The sequence below is a fragment of the Mesorhizobium sp. 113-3-9 genome, from assembly GCF_016756515.1.
Classification (GTDB): domain Bacteria; phylum Pseudomonadota; class Alphaproteobacteria; order Rhizobiales; family Rhizobiaceae; genus Mesorhizobium.
In genome coordinates this window covers 5,040,062-5,060,492 of sequence record NZ_AP023246.1, presented here as the reverse complement: position 1 = coordinate 5,060,492, position 20,431 = coordinate 5,040,062, and the positions used below count along the sequence as shown (strand labels likewise).

25 protein-coding genes are annotated in these 20,431 nt (G+C 62.4%); 10 read left to right on the top strand and 15 right to left on the bottom strand.

Features of this window, described 5'->3' with window-relative positions:
- Window positions 1–84 precede the first annotated feature (84 nt).
- Complete coding sequence (locus MesoLj_RS24855) at window positions 85–1,002, top strand: RNA methyltransferase (protein WP_202322898.1); 918 nt, start codon at window positions 85–87, stop codon at window positions 1,000–1,002.
- Window positions 995–1,795, top strand: a complete 801-nt coding sequence (gene murI, locus MesoLj_RS24850) for a glutamate racemase (protein ID WP_140767835.1) — start codon at window positions 995–997, stop codon at window positions 1,793–1,795. The genes MesoLj_RS24855 and murI overlap by 8 nt, the downstream gene beginning before the upstream one ends.
- Here murI and MesoLj_RS24845 read toward each other — a convergent pair.
- Window positions 1,792–3,174: an RNB domain-containing ribonuclease gene (locus MesoLj_RS24845; protein WP_202322897.1), complete on the bottom strand. Its 1,383-nt coding sequence runs from the start codon at window positions 3,172–3,174 to the stop codon at window positions 1,792–1,794. The genes murI and MesoLj_RS24845 overlap by 4 nt on opposite strands.
- A 151-nt stretch (window positions 3,175–3,325) precedes the next feature.
- On the opposite strand from MesoLj_RS24845, the gene MesoLj_RS24840 reads away from it, so the two are divergent.
- On the top strand, window positions 3,326–3,514 hold the full coding sequence (locus tag MesoLj_RS24840; protein WP_140767833.1) for a DUF3008 family protein: 189 nt from the start codon (window positions 3,326–3,328) through the stop codon (window positions 3,512–3,514).
- An 86-nt stretch (window positions 3,515–3,600) separates the two neighbouring features.
- Here MesoLj_RS24840 and MesoLj_RS24835 read toward each other — a convergent pair whose 3' ends face one another.
- Window positions 3,601–3,798 (bottom strand): hypothetical protein, encoded by a 198-nt coding sequence (locus MesoLj_RS24835; protein ID WP_140767832.1) that lies wholly within the window; start codon window positions 3,796–3,798, stop codon window positions 3,601–3,603.
- A 376-nt stretch (window positions 3,799–4,174) separates the two neighbouring features.
- Between MesoLj_RS24835 and rpsD the strand changes: the two genes are divergently transcribed.
- From rpsD to MesoLj_RS24820, 3 genes are all read left to right on the top strand, one after another.
- Complete coding sequence (rpsD, locus tag MesoLj_RS24830; protein WP_056562236.1) at window positions 4,175–4,792, top strand: 30S ribosomal protein S4; 618 nt, start codon at window positions 4,175–4,177, stop codon at window positions 4,790–4,792.
- A 136-nt stretch (window positions 4,793–4,928) separates the two neighbouring features.
- Window positions 4,929–5,816, top strand: coding sequence for a tRNA 2-thiocytidine(32) synthetase TtcA (ttcA, locus tag MesoLj_RS24825; RefSeq protein WP_202322896.1), 888 nt, complete (start codon window positions 4,929–4,931; stop codon window positions 5,814–5,816).
- Complete coding sequence (locus tag MesoLj_RS24820) at window positions 5,806–6,633, top strand: inositol monophosphatase family protein (protein ID WP_202322895.1); 828 nt, start codon at window positions 5,806–5,808, stop codon at window positions 6,631–6,633. Before ttcA ends, MesoLj_RS24820 begins: the two co-directional genes overlap by 11 nt.
- Before the next feature lie 28 nt (window positions 6,634–6,661).
- Here MesoLj_RS24820 and MesoLj_RS24815 read toward each other — a convergent pair whose 3' ends face one another.
- From MesoLj_RS24815 to purL, 5 genes are all read right to left on the bottom strand, one after another.
- Window positions 6,662–7,930, bottom strand: a complete 1,269-nt coding sequence (locus MesoLj_RS24815) for a multidrug effflux MFS transporter (RefSeq protein WP_244735157.1) — start codon at window positions 7,928–7,930, stop codon at window positions 6,662–6,664.
- Between the two features lie 268 nt (window positions 7,931–8,198).
- Window positions 8,199–8,534 (bottom strand): Grx4 family monothiol glutaredoxin, encoded by a 336-nt coding sequence (gene grxD, locus MesoLj_RS24810; RefSeq protein WP_013895877.1) that lies wholly within the window; start codon window positions 8,532–8,534, stop codon window positions 8,199–8,201.
- Between the two features lie 153 nt (window positions 8,535–8,687).
- Complete coding sequence (locus MesoLj_RS24805; protein ID WP_056562227.1) at window positions 8,688–8,921, bottom strand: BolA/IbaG family iron-sulfur metabolism protein; 234 nt, start codon at window positions 8,919–8,921, stop codon at window positions 8,688–8,690.
- A 118-nt stretch (window positions 8,922–9,039) separates the two neighbouring features.
- The gene (locus tag MesoLj_RS24800) at window positions 9,040–9,573 is read right to left on the bottom strand and encodes a hypothetical protein (RefSeq protein ID WP_202322894.1); all 534 of its coding nucleotides are present in this window, start codon (window positions 9,571–9,573) and stop codon (window positions 9,040–9,042) included.
- Window positions 9,574–9,620: 47 nt separating this feature from the next.
- Window positions 9,621–11,852: a phosphoribosylformylglycinamidine synthase subunit PurL gene (gene purL / locus MesoLj_RS24795; protein WP_202322893.1), complete on the bottom strand. Its 2,232-nt coding sequence runs from the start codon at window positions 11,850–11,852 to the stop codon at window positions 9,621–9,623.
- Between the two features lie 236 nt (window positions 11,853–12,088).
- On the opposite strand from purL, the gene MesoLj_RS24790 reads away from it, so the two are divergent.
- Complete coding sequence (locus MesoLj_RS24790; protein WP_181179463.1) at window positions 12,089–12,253, top strand: hypothetical protein; 165 nt, start codon at window positions 12,089–12,091, stop codon at window positions 12,251–12,253.
- A 16-nt stretch (window positions 12,254–12,269) separates the two neighbouring features.
- Here the strand turns inward: MesoLj_RS24790 and MesoLj_RS24785 are convergent, their stop codons facing one another.
- Window positions 12,270–13,682: an aminotransferase-like domain-containing protein gene (locus MesoLj_RS24785; RefSeq protein WP_202322892.1), complete on the bottom strand. Its 1,413-nt coding sequence runs from the start codon at window positions 13,680–13,682 to the stop codon at window positions 12,270–12,272.
- A 93-nt stretch (window positions 13,683–13,775) separates the two neighbouring features.
- Between MesoLj_RS24785 and MesoLj_RS24780 the strand changes: the two genes are divergently transcribed.
- Window positions 13,776–14,027, top strand: a complete 252-nt coding sequence (locus tag MesoLj_RS24780; protein WP_202322891.1) for a DUF1127 domain-containing protein — start codon at window positions 13,776–13,778, stop codon at window positions 14,025–14,027.
- A gap of 8 nt (window positions 14,028–14,035) precedes the next feature.
- Here the strand turns inward: MesoLj_RS24780 and MesoLj_RS24775 are convergent, their stop codons facing one another.
- The 6 genes from MesoLj_RS24775 to purC all read right to left on the bottom strand — a co-directional run bounded on the left by MesoLj_RS24775 (window position 14,036) and on the right by purC (window position 17,570).
- Window positions 14,036–14,677: a Pr6Pr family membrane protein gene (locus tag MesoLj_RS24775; protein WP_202322890.1), complete on the bottom strand. Its 642-nt coding sequence runs from the start codon at window positions 14,675–14,677 to the stop codon at window positions 14,036–14,038.
- Between the two features lie 2 nt (window positions 14,678–14,679).
- A complete protein-coding gene (locus MesoLj_RS24770) occupies window positions 14,680–15,087 on the bottom strand; it encodes a hypothetical protein (protein ID WP_140767822.1) in 408 nt (135 codons plus the stop codon).
- The gene (locus tag MesoLj_RS24765) at window positions 15,084–15,749 is read right to left on the bottom strand and encodes a glutathione S-transferase family protein (RefSeq protein ID WP_202322889.1); all 666 of its coding nucleotides are present in this window, start codon (window positions 15,747–15,749) and stop codon (window positions 15,084–15,086) included. The genes MesoLj_RS24770 and MesoLj_RS24765 overlap by 4 nt, the downstream gene beginning before the upstream one ends.
- A 70-nt stretch (window positions 15,750–15,819) precedes the next feature.
- Window positions 15,820–16,488, bottom strand: coding sequence for a phosphoribosylformylglycinamidine synthase subunit PurQ (gene purQ, locus MesoLj_RS24760; protein WP_140767820.1), 669 nt, complete (start codon window positions 16,486–16,488; stop codon window positions 15,820–15,822).
- 1 nt (window position 16,489) lies between these two features.
- The gene (gene purS / locus MesoLj_RS24755) at window positions 16,490–16,732 is read right to left on the bottom strand and encodes a phosphoribosylformylglycinamidine synthase subunit PurS (RefSeq protein WP_027051636.1); all 243 of its coding nucleotides are present in this window, start codon (window positions 16,730–16,732) and stop codon (window positions 16,490–16,492) included.
- Window positions 16,733–16,775: 43 nt separating this feature from the next.
- Window positions 16,776–17,570, bottom strand: a complete 795-nt coding sequence (gene purC, locus MesoLj_RS24750; RefSeq protein ID WP_013532127.1) for a phosphoribosylaminoimidazolesuccinocarboxamide synthase — start codon at window positions 17,568–17,570, stop codon at window positions 16,776–16,778.
- 275 nt (window positions 17,571–17,845) lie between these two features.
- Between purC and MesoLj_RS24745 the strand changes: the two genes are divergently transcribed.
- Both MesoLj_RS24745 and MesoLj_RS24740 read left to right on the top strand, forming a co-directional pair.
- On the top strand, window positions 17,846–18,166 hold the full coding sequence (locus MesoLj_RS24745) for a DUF1476 domain-containing protein (protein WP_056562205.1): 321 nt from the start codon (window positions 17,846–17,848) through the stop codon (window positions 18,164–18,166).
- A gap of 270 nt (window positions 18,167–18,436) precedes the next feature.
- Window positions 18,437–19,210, top strand: a complete 774-nt coding sequence (locus tag MesoLj_RS24740) for an HpcH/HpaI aldolase family protein (protein WP_202322888.1) — start codon at window positions 18,437–18,439, stop codon at window positions 19,208–19,210.
- A gap of 38 nt (window positions 19,211–19,248) precedes the next feature.
- On the opposite strand, the gene MesoLj_RS24735 is transcribed toward MesoLj_RS24740, so the two are convergent.
- Entirely contained in the window at window positions 19,249–20,415 is a 1,167-nt protein-coding gene (locus MesoLj_RS24735; RefSeq protein ID WP_202322887.1) for an acyltransferase family protein, read from the bottom strand.
- Between the last annotated feature and the right edge of the window lie 16 nt (window positions 20,416–20,431).

Sequence of the window (20,431 nt, the reverse complement as noted above, 5' to 3'; positions counted from 1 at the left end):
GCTGTCATTTGCGAATGCTTCATTTTCGCGGCCGAATATGACAGGGGACGCTGAAATGCCGCAAACAGCAGTTCTTTGACAATCATGCCCGTCACCCAAGATCCCGATAACATCCCACCCGCCGGCCCGGCGATCATCCTGGTCGAGCCGCAGCTTGGCGAGAACATTGGCATGGTCGCCCGCGCCATGGCCAATTTCGGCCTGGTCGAACTGCGCCTGGTCAATCCGCGTGACGGCTGGCCGAGCGAGAAGGCGCGCGCCGCCGCCAGCCGCGCCGACCATGTCATAGACGCCGTGAACGTGTTCGACGATCTGGCCTCGGCGCTTGCCGACTTGAACTTCGTTTTCGCCACCACCGCCAGGCAGCGCGACGGCTTCAAGGCCGTGCGCGGCCCCGTGGAAGCGGGCAGGGTGCTCCGCGCCCGTCACAGCACGGGGCAGCGCACAGGCATCCTGTTCGGCCGCGAGCGCTTCGGCCTCTACAATGACGAAGTCGGGCTTGCCGACGAGATCGTCACCTTTCCCGTCGATCCCGATTTCTCCTCGCTCAACATCGCCCAGGCGGCCTTGCTGATGTCCTATGAGTGGATGAAGTCGGGCCTGGAGGACGAGACCAGGACCAATTTCACCGGGCCGGAAATGAAACCGGCAAGCAAGGAAGAATTGCACGGCCTGTTCGCCTATCTCGAAGGCGCATTGGAAGCGCGCGGCTATTTCCGGCCAGCGCCGAAGAAGCCGAAAATGGTCGACAATCTGCGTGCCGTGCTGACGCGTGCCGGCTTTGCCGAGCCGGAGCTCAAGGTGCTGCGCGGCATCATCTCGTCCCTCGACAGGTTCTCGCCGGCGATGCCGCGCGGCGATGGTTCGCCGGGCGATGATCCCAGGCGGCTTCCGGCCGCCGCGCGCGCCGGCAAGGCGGAAGCCGATCGCCCGGCGCACCGGCCTGCCGGCGACGATGAGGACGCACCGCCGCTGGGCGGCAAGGGAACCGACAATGACTGATCTGCCGATCCTGATGTTCGATTCCGGCGTCGGCGGGCTGACCGTGTTGCGCGAGGCACGCGTGCTGATGCCGGACCGGCGCTTCATCTATGTCGCGGACGACGCCGCCTTTCCCTTCGGCGCCTGGGAAGAACCGGCGTTGCGCACCCACATACTCGATCTCTTCGCCAAACTGCTCGACAGGTTCACGCCGGCGATTTCCGTCATCGCCTGCAACACCGCCTCGACGCTGGTGATCGACGCGTTGCGCGATGCCTTTCCCGGCCATCCGTTCGTCGGCACCGTGCCGGCGGTCAAGCCGGCGGCGGAGCGCACCCGCTCGGGCCTGGTCTCGGTGCTGGCGACGCCGGGCACGGTGAAACGGCAATACACACGCGACCTGATCAGCAAGTGGGCGCAGAAATGCCATGTCCGCCTGGTTGGCAGCGACAGGCTGGCGGGTCTTGCCGAAGTCTATATGCGCGAGGGCTTTGTCGACGAGGAGGCCGTGCGAGCCGAGATCGCGCCCTGCTTCATCGAGCGTGACGGTATGCGGACCGACATCGTCGTGCTCGCCTGCACGCATTATCCGTTCCTGGTCAATCGCATGCGCAAGACCGCGCCCTGGCCGGTCGACTGGATCGATCCGGCCGAAGCGATCGCCAGGCGAGCGCTTTCACTGCTGCCGCTCGTCGATGGGGCGCTGCCGCAAGGCGAACCCGATATCGCGGTCTTCACCTCGGGCAAGGCGGATTTCGCCGTCAGCCGGCTGATGCAGGGCTTTGGGTTGGTGGTGGAAACGTCCGCCGCTTAAACAGGTTCGAAGACGATGCTGCGTTGATCCGGATCGGCCGAGGCCAGCCTTAGCGTCAGACTGTCACCCTGCCTGAACCCGGTGGCCTTCACCGTGGCAACGACTGGCATGTCGGCAAGCTGAACGCGTACGCCATGGTCGACGAAGTCGGTGACTACGGCTTTGAACGTTTCCCCTTCGCGTCCCCTGAGCATGACCGCCTCTGCAAGGTCGATGGCCGCATGGTTGATCTGGGAAGCACGGCTATCCGCACGTCCCATTACCTTCGGTAATTTGGCGAACGCGTCGGTGACAGGTTGCGGCACGGGCTGGCCGTTGGCGATTGCCAGCGCGCAGCGCACGACATAGCGATCGGCCAATCGTCTGAGTGGCGCGGTGGCGTGGGCATAGGTCGCGGCCATCGCCTCGTGCCAGGGAACGACACCTTCCTGGTAGGGCTGGTAGGAGGCGCCGTTGCCTGCGCGGCGGATTTCCAGCATCAACGCCGCCTGTTTCGGGTCAGCTGGATCGAGCGTGCGCTGGTAGTCGCGCAGGCTGGTTGAGGCCGGCCAGGACAGGCCGAGCGCCTGTGCCGCGTTGCGAAGTCTCTGCACCTTGGAGGCGTCCGGCCCGGACATCACGCGGAACAGCCCGGTCTTGTGCGCAAGCATGGCGTCGGCGATCGCTATGTTGGCGGCCAGCGAAAGCGCGGCATTGTCCTGTTCGGATTGCAGGAGCGGTCTGAACGACAGCCGGAATGTGCCATCGGCGAGCCTTTCAACCTCCTGCTCGGGTGGGTCGACGCGTGACGCGCCACGACGTTTTTCGTTCATCGCCATGCGCCGCGCCATTTCAGCGAAGCCGGCCGGAACGTCGGAAGCCTTCACGCTGTCATAGGCGAGCTTCGCGCGGCTTCGAATGATTGCCCGCTCCGCGCCGTCCAATTTCGTCGCGCCGTCTTCGGCGACCCGGACGGTGAAGATGACAGCAGGACGCGGTCCATCCGGCAACAGGCTCGCCGCACCCTCGGCAAGGGCCGGCGGGTAGAGCCCGGCCTTGCCGTCCGGCAAGTAAAACGTCTCGCCCCGCGTCCAGGCTTCGAGATCGATCGCGTCACCGTCCTCGACGAACCAGGCCACGTCGGCAATGGCATAATGCAGCAGAAGATCGCTGCCGCTCGCCTCGATCGAGAACGCCTGGTCAAGATCGGTGGAGGCTGCTGGATCGAGCGTGACGAAGGGCATGTCAGTCCGATCGGCATGCTGGTTCGGCACATTTCTGGCGGCTGCGTCCGCCGCGGCCATTACGTCAGCCGGAAATCCATCCGGCACGTGGAATTCGGTGCGGATTTTCGTCAGGCCGGAGGAGAGAGCTTGTGAGGGGTCCGTCAGAGACTTCATTCAGCCGTCCTACACTGGAGTTCCGGACACGGGAAGGCTGCGAACGAAATCGCCAAAGCCGGTCGCCTGATCCGGACGAGGAACTGGGCCATCGGCGCTGGAACTGCCGCCGAAGCACGGCGTTTGTCCTGACAGAAAAGGAGAAACCGTCATGCCTGCCACCTCGAAAGCCCAGCAGAAAGCCGCCGGCGCCGCGCTCTCCGCCAAGCGCGGCGAGACCAGGAAGAGCGAACTCAAAGGCGCCTCTCGCGAAATGTACGAATCTATGAGCGAACAACAGCTCGAGGAATTCGCCGAGACGAAGCGCAAAGGGCTGCCGGAGAAAAAATCCAAGGATTGAGGGCTTGAAGCCAGGCTCCGGCACTCATTGAATGAAAAGGGCCAGCGACAGTTCGCTGGCCCTCTCGGATTGCTGCTTTGTCCGCCTTACCAGCGGTGGCAACGCCGCACCTTCTGCACGATTACCTTGCGATGGCCGTGCCGCCACACCACCCTCTTCTTGACGATGACGCGGCAGACCTGTTTGTGGCCGTGCCAATGACGGGCCATCGCCGGCTCCGGCGCAACCGCCATTGATCCGGCCAGTACCGCGGCGCCGGCCAGGGTAAGGAAGAACTTCTTCATGCTAATTGAACTCCTCTAGGTCCAGTCCCTTCCTGGTGCCGTTGGCGTAAAACCTCCCGCCACATCCGGCATTGCTCAACGTCGTCAACGTTGTATGGTTGCGCCAATGACAAGCTAGACGGAAGCTTGACACCGGTTAAATCTCGGTTTAACCAGCCGCCAACGCCGGGCAGCGATGTCCGGTGTTTGTTTTATATGCGCAAGACCAGTTGCCTTGGTTGTCTCTGGTTTTGTTTGAACTGACGTGTCCCGTGGGTTTTCCGCCGCGTTGCGTGGGAAAACCCTGTCAGGTCTCGAAAACGGAGGCCAGAGGAGGGCGCGTTTCCTTCACCCGGACCATGAGGTGCCGGGTGTGTTGTTTTGAAAAGGGAATGCGATGAGCAAGCGCGAATCCGCGAAATACAAGATCGACCGCCGTCTTGGCGAAAACATCTGGGGCCGCCCGAAGTCCCCGGTCAACAAGCGTGAATACGGCCCCGGCCAGCATGGCCAGCGCCGCAAGGGCAAGCTTTCCGACTTCGGCCTGCAGCTGCGCGCCAAGCAGAAGCTGAAGGGTCACTATGGCGACGTTTCGGAAAAGCAGTTCCGCAAGGTCTATGAAGAGGCCGACCGCCGCAAGGGCGACACCTCGGAGAACCTGATCGGCCTGCTCGAATCGCGTCTCGACGCGGTCGTTTACCGTGCCAAGTTCGTGCCGACCATTTTTGCTGCCCGTCAGTTCGTCAACCACGGCCACATCAACGTCAACGGCAAGCGCGTCAACATCGGTTCGTACCGCTGCAAGCCGGGCGACGTCGTCGAAGTGCGCGAGAAGTCGAAGCAGCTGGTCATCGTCCTGGAGTCGGTCGGCCTCGCCGAGCGCGACGTTCCGGACTACATCGAAGCCGATCACAACAAGATGGTCGCGACCTTCTCGCGTATTCCCGGCTTGGCGGACGTTCCGTTCGCCGTCCAGATGGAGCCGAACCTGGTCGTCGAATTCTATTCGCGCTAAGCGAACGCTTTTCTGCGATATCGGAAGGGCCGCCCTCGAGGCGGCCTTTTTGTTTCTGGCATCCCGCTTTGCCGTTTCGATTTTCCGGCCGATGCGCTAATCCGGGCGGACGTCACATCTCCGGGGCCGCTGCGCCATGAATATGCTGCCAGACATCGAAGCGCTTGAACCGGTCGCCGAAGGCGGCTCCCATCCGCTGTTCGCCGATGTGCCGTCCTCGGTCGAGTTCAACAAACTGCGCAAGCGGCTGCTGCGTCTGACCCGCCAGGCGATCGAGGATTTCTCGATGGTGGAGCCGGGCCAGCGCTGGCTGGTCGCGCTGTCGGGCGGCAAGGATTCCTACGGCCTGCTCGCCATCTTGCTCGATCTCAAATGGCGCGGGCTGCTGCCGGTCGAGTTGCTGGCCTGTAATCTCGACCAGGGCCAGCCGAATTTTCCCAAGCACATCCTGCCGGACTACCTCAACGCCAATGGCATTGCGCACCGCATCGAGTACCAGGACACCTATTCGGTCGTCACCGACAAGCTGCCGCAGGGCAGCACCTATTGCTCGCTCTGCTCGCGGCTGCGGCGTGGTCATCTCTACCGCATCGCGCGGGAGGAGGGCTGTTCGGCGCTGGTTCTCGGCCATCATCGCGAGGACATTCTCGAGACCTTCTTCATGAACCTGTTCCATGGCGGCCGTCTCGCCGCCATGCCGCCAAAACTGCTCAACGACGAAGGCGACGTCATGGTGCTGCGGCCGCTGAGCTACAACGCCGAAATCGATCTCGAAAAATTCGCCGCGGCGATGCGGTTCCCGATCATCCCTTGCGACCTGTGCGGCAGCCAGGAAGGCCTCCAGCGCAACGCCATGAAGGCGATGCTGGAAGACATCGAAAAGCGCATGCCCGGCCGCAAGGACACGATGATCCGTGCGCTGTCCAACACCAGGCCGTCACATCTGCTCGATAGGAAACTGTTCGACTTCGCCGCCCTGAACCAGACCCTCATCACAGGACAAGACGCTTCCGATGACATTTGACGACAACGCGATCGACTGGTTGGCCAGCCTGCTGGCCGAGGCGGCCGACACCGAAATCATGCCCCGCTTTCGCCGGCTGGGCGATGGCGACATCAGACAGAAGACCTCCGCCGCCGATCTGGTGACGGAAGCCGACGTCAACGCCGAGCTGCTGATCACCGCCAAGCTGCGCCAGCGCTATCCCTCGGCCATGGTTGTCGGCGAGGAAGCCTGTTCCGACGACCCGGCACTGCTCGACGGTTTGGGTGACGCCGATCTGGCCTTCGTCATCGACCCGGTCGACGGCACCTTCAATTTCGCCTCCGGTGTTCCGCTGTTTGGCGTCATGCTTGCCGTCGTGGTCAAGGGTGAAACGGTCGCCGGCATCATCCACGATCCGGTCGGCAAGGATTGGCTGATCGGCGCCAAGGGAGCAGGCAGCCATATCCGCCATGCCCATCGCACGCTGGAGCAGGTGCGGGTTGCCGCAAGTGTGCCGATCTCTGAGATGACCGGCGCGGTCTCGTGGCAATACATGGCCGAGCCGGACCGCACGCGGCTGGCCTGCAACCAGACCAAGACGCTGTCACAGTTCAACTACCGCTGCGCCGCCCACGAATACCGCTTGCTGGCCAGCGGCCACGGCCATTTCGTCGTCTACAACAAGCTGATGCCCTGGGATCATCTCGCCGGTGCGCTGATCCATGCCGAAGCCGGCGGCCATGCCGCGCGCTTCGACGGCAGCCCTTACCTGCCGTCGCATGTCGGAGGCGGCCTGCTGGTCGCTCCCGACAAGGAGAGCTGGCTGGAGCTGCGCCGGGAGCTGTGGGCTGAGTAGGACTAATTCCTGCGGCAGACGGCAAGATCTAGTGCAGGTCGGTGATATGCCCTGAAACGGGTGGGTTGTGCGGCTGGAACATCTTGCCGCGCTCGGCAATGAGGATCATCAGCAGCGCCGCGACCGAGACGCTGCAGAAGCCGGCGGCAAGCGGCGTCACCGTGCCGTTGAACGCCTGGCCGATCAGCGTGCCGAGAATGCCGCCGAGAAACGTTTGCATGAAGCCGAGGATGGACGACGCCGTGCCGGCCAGTTGTCCGAGCGGCTCCATGGCCAATGCGTTGAAATTGGCGCCAAGTGCGCCGAAGGGAAGCATGGCGCTGGCAAAGAAGGCGACGAACAGCCAGAGCGGCATCTTGATTTCCAGCGAAACGACCAACCAGGCCAGGCTGATGACCAGAAACAAAAGCAGAGCGCTCTGCGACAGCCGGCGCATGCCGATACGGCCGACAAGGCGTGAGTTCAGAAAATTGGAGAAGGCGAGCACGCCCGCGACCCCGGCGAAGATGACCGGGAACATCTCGCCGACATGGAAGATGTCGACATAGATCTGCTGCGCCGAGGCGATGAAGCCGAACATGGCGGCGAAGACGAAGGTGCTGGCAAAGGCGTAGCAGAGCGCGATGCGATTGGTGAGCACGATGCGGAATCCTCCGACGACGGAGGAGACCGTCAGGGACCGGCGATATTCGGGGTGCAGCGTTTCCGGCAGGCGCAGCAGCGACCACGCCGACACGATCAGCGCGCCGACGGCCATGGTGACAAAGATGTAGTGCCAGGTCGCGAACAGCATGATGAACTGGCCGATGCCGGGCGCAATGACCGGTATCGCCATGAACACCATGAAGATCAGCGACATGACTTCGGCCATGCGCCGGCCGTCGAATGTATCGCGCACGATCGAGACCGCGATGACGCGCGTTGCGGCCGCGCCAATGCCTTGCACGGCGCGACATATCAGCAAGGTTTCAAAGCTCGGCGCGATGGCTGCCGCCGCAGCTGCCGCCACATAGATGATCAGGCCCGCGACAAGCGGTGAGCGGCGGCCGAAACGATCCGATATCGGTCCGAAGAACAGCTGGCCGCCACCAAAACCCAGAATATAGGCGGTGACCACATATTGCCGGTGGTTTTCATTCTCGACGCCGAGTGAGGCGCCGATCTGCTGCAGCGCCGGCAGCATGATGTCGATGGCCAGGGAATTCAGCGCCATCAGCGCTGCGCACAGCGCAATGAACTCCCAGCGCGGAATAGGCAGTTTGCTTGCCGATTGCGGCGCTGATGATTGCTGATCCACGGCAAGTCCGATCTTCTAGAGCAATTCCAGGAAAAGTATGGGCGGTCTTCCCGGGAAAAGCGCGTAGCGCTTTCCCCTTGGGAATTGCGTCAAAACAGAAGTCGGAGCGGTTCGCCGTTTCCATGAAACGGTGAAACGCTCCAAAGCAAAAATGCGCCGGCGGGCCGGCGCATTGGCTCGTCTTGGTCCCGATACCGGGACATAAAATTGCCGAGGTGGGGCTGCCCCGGTACTCAGCGCGGTCGCTATGACCGGCCTGAAACCGAAATCAGGCGGCGCCTTTGACGCTCACGCCCTTTTCGACCAGGAAGGTCTGCAACTCGCCGGCCTGGAACATCTCGCGGATAATGTCGCAGCCGCCGACGAATTCGCCCTTGACGTAGAGCTGCGGGATCGTCGGCCAGTTGGAGTAGTCCTTGATGCCCTGGCGCAGTTCAGCCGAGTCCAGGACATTCACGCCTTTGTAGTCGGCGCCGATATAGTCGAGGATCTGGACAACCTGGCCGGAGAAACCGCATTGCGGAAACCCGGGCGTGCCCTTCATGAAAAGGACGACGTCGTTGCCCTTCACTTCATTGTCGATGTAGTCGTTGATACCGCTCATGGAACATCCTTTCACGCCTGTGGGAGTCAGGCTCGAAGCATGCCTTTCAAATAAACCCATAGGTTGCCCGAAACAAGACATTAGCCGTGCCATGGCCGAAATGGCGCAAAGGATGGGCCGTATTGGGCCAAGCGGGTATGGGCTGGAACTGCCTCAGTCGGGGACGCTGGTCTGCAGGGCAAGCGCGTGCAGCACGCCGCCCATATTGCCCTTCAGCGCGTCATAGACCATCTGGTGCTGCTGGACGCGGCTTTTTCCCCGAAAGCTCTCAGCCACGACTTCCGCCGCGTAGTGGTCGCCATCACCGGCGAGGTCGCGGATCGTCACGCGGGCATCCGGTATGCCGTCCTTGATCAGTTTTTCGATGTCGCGGGCGTCCATTGCCATTGCAGAATTCCTGTTTCGGGCGGGCGGCAACGCGCCCGTGCGATGAGAGTCGGGGTAAACCTAAAGCCTTTCCTGCCGGGATTGAAGCCGTTCCATCCGGCACTGGCGCGATTGTCGCCTAGGTCGCATTCTCGTCCGGACGGTTCGGGTCGGCCGCAGGGTCGTCTTCGCGCATCGAGAAGGCGCGGCCGAGGCTGAAGACCAGCACGTAGAGGGGGAGGTTGACCGCCAGATTGGCGATCGGCAGATAGCTGGTCATTTGCCAGGCGGGCGAGAAGAACGGTTGGCCGTAACCATCGCAGACCAGCGAAGAGCCATACTCCCACAGGGCTCCCAGGACGGCCGCGACGGCGAAAAGCTTGATGCAGGTGACAATGTGCCTCGTCCGGGCTGGATCCGGCAAGAGCCGGCTCCAGAGCATCAGGCAGGCGATCGGAACCGCATAGAGCAGGGTCTGCAGGGCCAGCATCGGAAGCGTGCCGTTGGCCGCGCCAAGGAACTCGGCGCGCGTTTCCAGCCTGGGGCAAACTTCGCTCGAAGTCGTCGACAGCAGGAAGAAGACGAACGGCCCGAGAAACCAGAAGAAGAACAGCGACGGCCAGAAAACGACTGCGAGCAGCGCCCGGCCAGCCAGTTTCCTCTGATTGAGCATGATCTTTTTCCGAAAACCGGGTTCCACTTTTCGGGATCATGCTCTGCTCAACTGGCCTGGTCCATGAAGCGCGGGAACCAGCCTTCGTGGGCGGCGGTCAGGTCGCTGACAGGGATTGCCCTGGCATCGCCAAGCTTCAGCGCATCGCCGCCGGTCGAGCCGATCCACGGCGCGAAGATGCCGAGTTCGCCCTGCTGCTTGCGGATGGCGTCCCATTCCTTGCCATGCGGGTCGATCGACAGCGTCAGGAGATAGCGGCCCTGGTCCTCGCCGAACCAGACCGGGATCGGATCCGTTCCGACAAGGCCGGGAACGGTCGCGCCGATGCCAGACGCCATCGCCATTTCGGCTAGCGCCACGGCGATGCCGCCATCGGAAACGTCATGCGCCGCCGTGACGATGCCGGACGCGATCAACGAACGCACATGGTCGCCGACACGCTTCTCATGAGCGAGGTCGACCGGCGGCGGCGGACCGTCCGTGCGGCCATGGATGTCCCTGAGATAGGCCGACTGGCCAAGATGCGTTCCCCAGGCGGCGGGGGCGCCGACCAGCAGGATCATCTGGCCTTGCGCGGCAAAGCCGATCCGCACCATCTTCGACCAGTCTGATATCAGCCCGACGCCGCCAATGGTCGGTGTCGGCAGGATGCCTTGGCCGTTGGTCTCGTTGTAGAGCGAGACATTGCCGGACACGATCGGAAAGCCGAGCGCGCGGCAGGCATCGCCGATGCCCTTCACCGCGCCGACCAACTGGCCCATGATCTCGGGTCGCTCCGGGTTGCCGAAATTGAGGTTGTCGGTGGCCGCCAGTGGCAGCGCGCCGGTGGCGGTCAGGTTTCGCCAGCATTCGGCCACCGCCTGCTTGCCGCCCTCATAGGGATCGGCTTCGCAATAGCGCGGCGTCACGTCGGACGAGAAGGCAAGCGCCTTGGTTGCATGGCCTTCCACCCGCACCACGCCGGCATCGCCGCCCGGAAGCTGCAGCGAATTGCCCTGGATCAGCGTGTCGTACTGCTCCCACACCCAGCGGCGCGAGGACAGGTCCGGCCCGCCGAGCAGCTTCAGCAACGCGTCCGCGACATCGGCCTGCGGAACGTCACTGGCGGCAAGCGGCGCCGGCTTCTTCGGCTCTATCCATGGCCGGTCATATTCTGGCGCCTTGTCGCCGAGATCCTTGATCGGCAGGTCGGCGACCTGGTCGCCTTGATGCAGAACGCGGAAGCGCAGGTCGTCGGTGGTCTTGCCGACGATGGCGAAGTCGAGGCCCCATTTGTGGAAGATTGCCTCGGCTTCCTTTTCCTTCTCGGGGCGCAGCACCATCAGCATGCGCTCCTGGCTTTCCGACAGCATCATCTCATAGGCGCTCATGCGTTCTTCGCGCACCGGCACCTTGTCGAGGTCGAGCTCGATGCCCAGGTCGCCCTTGGCGCCCATCTCGACCGCCGAGCAGGTGAGGCCGGCAGCGCCCATGTCCTGGATGGCGATGACGGCACCCGATGCCATCAGTTCGAGGCAGGCCTCCAGCAGGCATTTTTCGGTGAAGGGATCGCCGACCTGCACGGTCGGGCGCTTCTCGTCGATCTTGTCGTCGAATTCGGCTGACGCCATGGTGGCGCCGCCGACGCCGTCGCGGCCGGTCTTGGCGCCGAGATAGACGACCGGCAGGCCGACGCCCTTGGCTTCCGAAAGGAAGATGGCGTTGGTCTTGGCGAGACCGGCGGCAAAGGCGTTGACCAGGATGTTGCCGTTGTAGCGGGCGTCGAAATTGACCTCGCCGCCGACCGTCGGCACGCCGAAGGAATTGCCGTAGCCGCCGACGCCCGACACCACGCCGGCGACAAGATGCCTGGTCTTGGGGTGGTCGGGGGCGCCAAAGCGCAGCGCGTTCATCGCCGCGATCGGCCGCGCACCCATGGTGAAGACGTCGCGCAAAATGCCGCCGACGCCGGTCGCCGCGCCCTGGTAGGGCTCGATGAAGGAAGGGTGGTTGTGGCTCTCCATCTTGAAGACGACGCAGTCGCCATCGCCGATATCGACGACGCCGGCATTCTCGCCCGGCCCTTGGATAACCTGCGGGCCGGTGGTCGGCAGCGTGCGCAGCCACTTCTTCGAGGATTTGTAGGAGCAGTGCTCATTCCACATCGCCGAGAAGATACCGAGTTCGGTGAAGCTCGGTTCGCGTCCGACGAGATCGAGGATGCGCTGATACTCGTCGGGCTTCAGCCCGTGGGCGGCGATGAGCTCGGGGGTGATCGGCACGGAATTGGAAATGGTCATGGGCGGCGATTAATGTCCATGGAAGCGGGGATTTTGAGTCTCCTCTTATCGCAAGCTTTGCGGCCGATACACCCGTCGATCGAGGAAAAAGACAGAAAGCAACAAGGTGAGGACCAGGGCAGGACCGCCCAAGGTCTTTCCGGGCGCCTCGGACCATCGGTCGTGGCGAGACCGCCGAATGCGGAACGCTATGATGTCCCGGCCGTTACGTCTCCAACCATTCAGGAGATCGGACCATGGCTACCAAGCAAGGCAAGAAAGACAACCGCCTCTCGGACAAGGAGGCCATGCATATCGCGGAGACCACTGACGTTTCGCCCGGGCAGGCCAAGGAACTGGCCGAAAAGCACGGCAAGGACAAGGCCAGGAAGGAAGCCAGCAACTTCAAGGCCGAAGGCTGATCCGGGCCCAGCGCTCTCAGGAGAAGCTGTCGTAGCCGGCACGGCCCTCATCGAGAAGCCGACGGAGGACCGCAACGCCGTTGGCGACATCACCGCGCTGTCTCGGCTGCGAAACGCCGAAGCGGACGCCGTGAAAGACCTGTTCGGAGCGGCCTGCCTTGAACTCGTCCTCGTCGTCGATCAGCACGCCATGTTCGAGGCAGGCATTCTTGAAGGTGCCGGAAAGCCACGGATCGGGCAAAGTCAGCCAGACAAAGGGCACCTTGTCGTGTGACTTGAACGCGAAGCCGGCCAGCGTCTCGCGCACGATCGCGATGCGGGCGCCGATTTCGGCGATGCTGCGCTTGCGGATTTCGCTGGCCTGACCTGAGAGCACCAGACGGGCATTCACCTCCGCCAGCAGGAAGGGCATGCCGCCGGTCATCATCTTGTGGGCGACACGGATACGGTGGCGATAGGCGGGGGGGCAGGAGAGCCAGCCGCCGCGCACGCCGGCCGCCACCGATTTCGACAGGCCGCTGGCGACGATGGTGCGTTCGGGTGCGAATTCGGCAAGCAGCGGTGTCGTGTCGTCGGTGAGGTTGCCGTAGAGGTCGTCCTCGACGAGGACGACATTGTATTCGCGCGCTATCCCCGCAATTGCCTCGCGGCGCGCCGCCGACAGTGTCACCAGCGTCGGATTCTTGGCAGTCGGCATCAGGAAGATCATCCTGGGATGTTTTTGCGCGCAGACGCGCTCGAAATCCTCGGGATCGAGACCTTCGTCGTCCGACGCCACCAGCGCGGTGCGCCGGCCGATCAACCCGGCACTGCGGGATATCTGCGAATAGGTGAGGTGTTCGAAGGCGACGTAGTCGCCGGGCGTGGTAAGTGCGGCGATCGCCGCCATCACCGCGGCGTGAGTGCCGAGCGTCGGAACGATGCTGTCGACGGCTGGGCGCAAGGAGTTGCGCGACAGCCAGCGGGCGCCGGCTTCGTGCCAGCGGGTTGGAAAATCGCGCGTATAGCTTGAAATCTCGTGAGGATGATCTTGCGCGGTGCGCGACAGCACATCGGCAACGATGATGCCCTGGCCGACATCGGGTGCCGCCGTGCTGTCGAAACGCAGCTTGTCCTGTGGCGCATCGACGTAGCGGGTGCCTTCCACGCTGACGTCGGGCGCATCCGGCTTCACGCCGTCGGCGTGCTGGCCAAGCACATAGGTGCCACGGCCCACTTCGCCGCTCACCAGCCCGCGCTCGCGCAGCAATTGGTAGGCCCGGCCGACCGTGCCGACGGTGGCGCCGATGTCGTAGGCGAGGTCGCGCTGTGGCGGCAGTTTTGTTCCGGCACCGATCACGCCCTGGTCGATGCCCGCTTCGATGGAGTCCGCAAGGCGTTGATAGAGCGGCCCGGTGCTGGCGGTGAGATCTGGAAGCCAATTTGTCATGGTGACAATTTTCTATATTGCACCGAAATGTGAGTCAATACATATCAATCGCGCACCAAAAGGGGTGCAATTGATAATTTTGGCAGAAAGAAAATGGATACAATCGCGACAGTCCGTCCTTCAAGAGCCGTATTTCCAGGCCAGGCGCTCCGCCCGTCGGGTCGTCGCGGCTTTGTCAACCGCCTGGTGCGGGTGGTCGGCTCGCTGGCGACATGGATAGACCATTTGCTGGAACGCCGGCGCACCCGGCTGGCATTGCTGGAAATGACCGATGATCAGCTCAAGGATATCGGCATCTCGCGCTGCGACGCCCACCGTGAAGGTATCAGGCGTTTCTGGGAATAGCTCCGGTCCTACCGGACGCTGTTGGTCCTGAGACGCGCGACGCCGTGATCGGCCAGAACGGCAACGAAGCATATCACCAGAAACAGCGCGGTGATGGCCAGTGCCGCTATGGCGACACTGGTTGCGCCGTTCTTGGCGACATCGAGGAAGGGGTAAGGCACCTCGCCGGCGAACGGCGCCCTCGCCAGCGCATAGGCCAGGTAGGCGATGGGATAGAGCACCCACCAGGAAATGTCGCTCCATCTCGTTCTGCCGTCGGCGCCTGATATCAGCCACCACAGCACGAACACAACCGGCGTCACGTAGTGCAGCAGCACATCGCAGAGCAGGAACAGGCCCTGCGGCTGCCACAGACGCGCCAGAACGGTGGCATAGACGATGAAGACCAGGGCGATCGACACGGCGACTCCCGCGCGCATCCGGGGCCCGGCGAAAGCGGGCAGCCACGCGTAGCCGCTGGATGACAGCAGCGAGGTGTAGACCAGCACGGCGCCGATATTGGTCAGGATGGTGAAGAAACTGAAATAGAACACGATCGAGCCGAGCAGGCTGCGGCCGGCTTCCATCGACGCTGGAATGGTGATGCAGAATTGCAGGACAAGGCCGGCCAGACCGACGGCCAGACCCGCTACCTGCAGGAAGCGGCCCATCGTCAGGCGGTCGCGGCGCAGGCCGGATTACCGGCTTGCCAGCGCGCAATATCCGAACCGATGCGCGCGCCAAGCGGGTCGTTCATCAACGGTCCGAACACGTCGACGCGGCTCGAATTGCCTTGCGCCTGCACGACCAGCAATGGCTTTCCGCCATAGTGCTTGGCCGGCACCAAAAGGAAACGCGGCGTGCCGCTGAAGGAATTCAACTCATTGGCCATCTGATATTGCTTGAAGGCCGGGTCCTTGCTGGCGATCCAGCATTTGTGGGCTGCGATTGCGACCTGTTCCATGGCCAACAGCGACGCACTCTTGCCCGAGGGCACAGGCGTGCTTTTCGGGGTCGATTGGCACGATGCCAGGGCAAGGCCTGCGGCAGCGACGAGGACGATCGTCTTGCTCTTGATCAAGCGGCACCCATCTCGAGTTCGGACAGAAAGATTTTCAGGCCGTCGGTCATCTCGCCCCATACGCGCGACAAGGCCGGATGCTGCGAGGCGATCTGCTCATAGGCATCGAATTTGGGATAGGCGTCGAGCAGGTCGTGGTGGCCCGTCATGGCGCGGAAATTGTTGAAGATGAACCGGGTCGGCGTCAGCCAGGCATCGGCGAAGCTGATGTCGTTGCCGAGGGCGAAGGGGCCTTGCGCCATGCGCGCCTCGATCGCCGCCAATCCGTGGTGCAGGCGCGCGAATTGGGCGTCGATCTCGGCATTGTTGCGCTTCGGCACGGAATGCAGCTCGAAAAGCTTCATTGTCGGCGTCAGCACGTCGAGATCGGTGATGCGGGCGAACATGCGCACCAGCGCGCGGTCCTTGGAATCGGGCGGCAGCAGCGCCGGTTCCGGAAACCGTTCCTCCAGGTATTCGGCGATGACCACCGATTCGACGATGGTTTCGCCCGAGCCGGTGATCAGCACCGGAATCCGGTTCATCGGCGAGATGGCGCGAAACTCTTCGGGGATCGGAAAACCCGGCGGCGGCGCGATGATCTTGAGCGGTACGTCCTTGATATAGGCCAGCGCGCGCACGATAGATGAGTAGGGCGACAACGGCCGCGAATAGAGTTTCATGACCGTCTCTCTCCCCAGAGCAATGGACTTGATGTCCTTGTAATTCTTACCGCATTCGCGGCTGAACGCGTCAAGCGGCGATACCGAGCGCACCTTCGAAGAGTGCACGGCCGTCGCTGCCGCCATGGGCGGCTTCGATCAGGTTTTCGGGATGAGGCATCAGGCCGAGCACATTGCCTTGCTCGTTGATGATGCCGGCAATGTCGTTGATCGAACCGTTGGGATTGGTGCCTTCCGCATAGCGGAACACTACCTGGCCTTCGCCTTCGACGCGGGCGAGCGTCTCGGTGTCGGCAAAATAGTTGCCGTCATGGTGCGCCACCGGCGAGCGGATGATCTGGCCCGGCTGATAGCGGCGGGTGAACATGGTGTTGGCGTTGGTGATCTGCAGTTTTACCTGCCGGCAAACGAATTTCAGCGAACTGTTGCGCATCAAGGCGCCCGGCAGCAGGCCGGCCTCGACCAAGATCTGAAAACCGTTGCAGACGCCGATGACCATCACGCCCTTGGCCGCCTTTTCAGCGACAGCCCGCATGACCGGCATGCGTGCGGCAATGGCGCCACAGCGCAGGTAGTCGCCGAAGGAAAAGCCGCCAGGAATGGCGATCAGGTCGACATCGGGGATCTCGGTGTCGGTCTGCCAGACGGTGGCTGGCGCCTTGCCGGAAATCTTGGTCAGCGCCGCGATCATGTCGCGGTCGCGATTGAGGCCAGGCAGGAGGACAACGGCAGATTTCACGTTAGGCGATCTCCACTGCGTAATTCTCGATCACCGTGTTCGCCAGCAGCTTGTCGCACATGGCCTTGAGATCGGCCTCGGCCTTGGCCTTGTCGCTTTCCGCCAGTTCGACGTCGAACACCTTGCCCTGTCGCACCGCGCCGACGCCATCAAAGCCAAGCCCCGACAGCGCGTGTTCGATCGCCTTGCCTTGCGGGTCGAGAACGCCGTTCTTGAGAGTGACGGTAATGCGGGCCTTGATCACGCTGGACATGCTCCTGTTCTGAGTATTGGGTCGCAAGCCGCTCTCAGTGCGGCTTGCCCTTGAGGCCGTCGGTCGAGGCGACAAGCACCGGACCGGTGGGGCGGGGTGGCTCGTTCTCGTTCATGATGCCGAGGCGGCGGGCGACTTCCTGATAGGCCTCTACAAGGCCGCCCATGTCGCGGCGGAAACGATCCTTGTCGAGCTTGTCCTGCGTCGCCACGTCCCACAGGCGGCACGAATCCGGCGAAATCTCGTCGGCGACGACAATGCGCATCATGTCGCCTTCGAACAGGCGGCCGCACTCGATCTTGAAGTCGACGAGCTGGATCCCTACGCCCATGAACAGACCAGAGAGGAAGTCATTGACGCGGATGGCGAGTGCCATGACGTCGTCGATCTCCTGCGGGCTGGCCCAGCCGAAGGCGGTGATATGCTCTTCCGACACCATCGGATCATCGAGCGCGTCGGCCTTGTAATAGAATTCGATGATCGAGCGCGGCAGGACCGTGCCTTCCTCGATGCCGAGGCGCTTCGACAGCGAGCCGGCGGCGACATTGCGCACCACCACTTCGAGCGGAATGATCTCGACTTCCTTGATCAACTGCTCGCGCATGTTGAGCCGGCGGATGAAGTGGGTCGGAATGCCCATGCGGTTCAAGTGGTTGAAGATATATTCGGAAATGCGGTTGTTGAGCACGCCCTTGCCGTCGATGACCTCGTGTTTCTTCTTGTTGAACGCGGTTGCATCGTCCTTGAAGAACTGGATGAGCGTGCCCGGTTCGGGTCCCTCATAGAGGATCTTGGCCTTGCCTTCATAAATGCGGCGGCGATTTTTCATCTGAATTTTTCTCTGGATTTGCGGGCAGGCGGCAAGCGACCAGTTCCTGTCCGTCTGCCTAAATTAGTGCGGCGACGGTTGGGTTCAATGCCGGGTCTATCCCAATCACATCGTTTGCTCAATCGGCAAATCCTTCCAATCAACCGCTTTCGGGACTGAAATGCCGCAGCGCAGCATATGACGAAGCGTATTGACCGGCTCGCGACCTTTTGGTTTGTGCTTTGGCAACACACATATCGCCTGCCAACGAATCGGATTTAACCCGGAGGGACGCCATGAGCAGCATGAAAGACCGCGAAGAGGGCTTCGAACGCAAGTTTGCATTCGACGAGGAGCTTCGATTCAAGGCCTCGGCGCGCCGCAACAAGGCGCTCGGCCTGTGGGCCGCCGAAAAGCTCGGAAAGTCGGGTGCCGACGCCGACGCCTACGCCAAGGAAGTGGTTGTTTCCGATATCGAGGAAGCCGGCGACCACGACGTGTTCCGCAAGATCCGCAAGGATTTCGATGCCGCCGGCGTCGATCAATCGGACCATCAGATCCGCCGCACCATGGACGAACTGATGGCGCAGGCAATCGAGCAGATCAAAAACACCTGATCCGGGCTGAGCAGGTTCCGCAAAAGTGTCCCACGGTTTTGCGACCGAACCTGCGACAAAACAAGAATGACTGGACCAATCGACCGCCCGGCCAAACCGGGCGGTTTTTCTTTGCCTTTGCCGAAGTTTCCGGCTGAAACTGCATTAGAGCGACGTGCGTCCTGTTGGACGCACAAGGTCCGCTCTGACGCAGATAGCGTTGTCGCATCGTGCTTTCCGAAATCGAACCGATTTTCGGGCCGATGCGACGTTAACGAGGAAAGAGATTAGATGTCGCTTAAGTCCCGCCTTGCCGCCGATGAAACGCTGATCACCGCCTGGTCGGGTGTGCCGGATGCCCTGACCGTCGAGATCCTCGCCAAACAGGGCTTCGACGCCGTCACGCTCGACATGCAGCATGGCGGCCATCATGAAGACAGCGTGCTGCGCGGTCTGGCGCCGGTGCTCGCCACCGGCAAGCCCGGGCTGGTGCGTATTCCCGTCGGCCGTTTCGACATGGCCAGCAGGGCGCTCGATTTCGGCGCCGAGGCGGTCATCGCTCCGATGGTGAATTCGGTGGCCGATGCAAGGCTGTTCGCCGCGGCGATGAAGTATCCGCCGCTCGGCGAGCGCTCATGGGGTCCGACCTATGCCTTTCCACGCCACGGCAAGGGCGACTATGCCGAATGGCTGCGCGATACCAACCAGCGCACGATGGCGTTTGCGATGGTCGAGACGCGCGCCGCACTCGACGCGCTCGACGGCATTCTCGACACGCCGGGCATCGACGGCATTTTCCTCGGACCATCGGATTTCTCGATCGCCTGGACCAACGGCGCCACGGTCAATTCCACGCTGGAGAGCATGATGGAGACGGTGGCGTCGGTTGCCGAGCGCACCCGCAAGGCCGGAAAACATGCCGCCATCTATGTCGTCGAACCGGCAATTGCCGGCCGTGTCGTCTCGATGGGCTATCGTCTGCTCGCCACGGGATCCGAGCATGCGTTGATTTCGCTGGGGGCAAAGACCCTGCTGAAGAGCATACAGGACTCGATCGGATCCTGAATCCAAGCCGGACCAACTGCCCTCACGGCGTCGGGCGGTCAGGCGCTCGCCGCAGCAGGCGCGGCGATAGGGCTGCCGCGCCTGAACCTGAACAGGGCGCCGAGCACCTGGACCCACCAGTTGTTGAAGGTCATCAGCGGCAACGCCACGAGGATGGAACCCAGTATGGCGGCGGCGGCACCGAGTGCGGTGGAGCCGCTGACCAGCAGGGCCCATGAACCTAGCGAGCAGATAACGGGTACATGCACGAGGTAGACCGGGAAAGACAGGTCGCCCAGGAAACGTGCCCCCTTGCCCGAGAGCCATGATGGAGGCTCATCCACACTCAGCACGGCGTAGACCAACATGATGCTTGCCGGGATGGCCACGCAGGCTTGCCGTAGGCCGACATCATCAGAAACTGCGGTCTCAAGCAGCACGAAGGGCTGGTATATGCCGACAGCACTCCCCGCATAGCCCAGCAGCGCAAGGGAAACGATCACCATGGCGCCTCTTACCCAGCGATTCGGGCGCAAACCCATGGCGAGAAGCGGATAGAGCATGAAGCTGGCCGGAAAGGCACAGAAGAAGAAGCTGACTTGCAGCGCCAGGAACACGCCTGCCGCTATGCAGAACCAGGAGAGCAGCGTCCAGCGGCCTTGGAGGAAAAAGACGATCGGTGCGAGGGCGAAGGTGAGCATGCTCCCCCAGAACTCGACCATCATGGTCCACAGGCTGGTGTCATAATATTTGTCGCCGTAGATAAATGTCCGCCAGGCCCCTTGTAGAAAGGCGTCCGAAAAGCTCGCTGTCTCCGGCGACAGCACCTTCGAGGCATTGCCAAATCTGCTCAGCCACTCGGATTGGGTGACCGCAGCCGCATCCTGGAAGAAATACAGATCGAGCTTGAAGATGGCACAGGATAACAGAACCGCAACAAGCACTGGTCCGGCCAGACGAGGCAAACGCTTTATCGCACCCAGCAACAGATCTTGCGCTTTGCGGGACTGGAAATAACGCCTGACAAGCACATAGGAAGAGAGGACGAAAAACAAGTAGACGGCAGAGCCGCCATTGAAGGCGATGAAAGCCAGACCTGTCTTGAGGGATTGCGCGGCGTTGTCTTCGCCCTCCGCTACCGGCGCAAAAGCGCGCAAAGTATGCCCATTCACGACGACAAGCGCTGCGGCACCCCTCAAGAATTCGAGTGAAGCGTCCTTGCGCAAGCGCTTACCTTCGTTT

Excerpts from the sequence above, each read along its gene's own strand:
- MesoLj_RS24855 (WP_202322898.1), top strand. The coding sequence starts at position 85 with ATGCCCGTCACCCAAGATCCCGATAACATCCCACCCGCCGGCCCGGCG.
- murI (WP_140767835.1), top strand. The coding sequence starts at position 995 with ATGACTGATCTGCCGATCCTGATGTTCGATTCCGGCGTCGGCGGGCTG.
- MesoLj_RS24845 (WP_202322897.1), bottom strand. The coding sequence starts at position 3,174 with ATGAAGTCTCTGACGGACCCCTCACAAGCTCTCTCCTCCGGCCTGACG.
- MesoLj_RS24840 (WP_140767833.1), top strand. The coding sequence starts at position 3,326 with ATGCCTGCCACCTCGAAAGCCCAGCAGAAAGCCGCCGGCGCCGCGCTC.
- MesoLj_RS24835 (WP_140767832.1), bottom strand. The coding sequence starts at position 3,798 with ATGAAGAAGTTCTTCCTTACCCTGGCCGGCGCCGCGGTACTGGCCGGA.
- rpsD (WP_056562236.1), top strand. The coding sequence starts at position 4,175 with ATGAGCAAGCGCGAATCCGCGAAATACAAGATCGACCGCCGTCTTGGC.
- ttcA (WP_202322896.1), top strand. The coding sequence starts at position 4,929 with ATGAATATGCTGCCAGACATCGAAGCGCTTGAACCGGTCGCCGAAGGC.
- MesoLj_RS24820 (WP_202322895.1), top strand. The coding sequence starts at position 5,806 with ATGACATTTGACGACAACGCGATCGACTGGTTGGCCAGCCTGCTGGCC.
- grxD (WP_013895877.1), bottom strand. The coding sequence starts at position 8,534 with ATGAGCGGTATCAACGACTACATCGACAATGAAGTGAAGGGCAACGAC.
- MesoLj_RS24805 (WP_056562227.1), bottom strand. The coding sequence starts at position 8,921 with ATGGCAATGGACGCCCGCGACATCGAAAAACTGATCAAGGACGGCATA.
- MesoLj_RS24800 (WP_202322894.1), bottom strand. The coding sequence starts at position 9,573 with ATGCTCAATCAGAGGAAACTGGCTGGCCGGGCGCTGCTCGCAGTCGTT.
- purL (WP_202322893.1), bottom strand. The coding sequence starts at position 11,852 with ATGACCATTTCCAATTCCGTGCCGATCACCCCCGAGCTCATCGCCGCC.
- MesoLj_RS24790 (WP_181179463.1), top strand. The coding sequence starts at position 12,089 with ATGGCTACCAAGCAAGGCAAGAAAGACAACCGCCTCTCGGACAAGGAG.
- MesoLj_RS24785 (WP_202322892.1), bottom strand. The coding sequence starts at position 13,682 with ATGACAAATTGGCTTCCAGATCTCACCGCCAGCACCGGGCCGCTCTAT.
- MesoLj_RS24780 (WP_202322891.1), top strand. The coding sequence starts at position 13,776 with ATGGATACAATCGCGACAGTCCGTCCTTCAAGAGCCGTATTTCCAGGC.
- MesoLj_RS24775 (WP_202322890.1), bottom strand. The coding sequence starts at position 14,677 with ATGGGCCGCTTCCTGCAGGTAGCGGGTCTGGCCGTCGGTCTGGCCGGC.
- MesoLj_RS24765 (WP_202322889.1), bottom strand. The coding sequence starts at position 15,749 with ATGAAACTCTATTCGCGGCCGTTGTCGCCCTACTCATCTATCGTGCGC.
- purC (WP_013532127.1), bottom strand. The coding sequence starts at position 17,570 with ATGAAAAATCGCCGCCGCATTTATGAAGGCAAGGCCAAGATCCTCTAT.
- MesoLj_RS24745 (WP_056562205.1), top strand. The coding sequence starts at position 17,846 with ATGAGCAGCATGAAAGACCGCGAAGAGGGCTTCGAACGCAAGTTTGCA.
- MesoLj_RS24740 (WP_202322888.1), top strand. The coding sequence starts at position 18,437 with ATGTCGCTTAAGTCCCGCCTTGCCGCCGATGAAACGCTGATCACCGCC.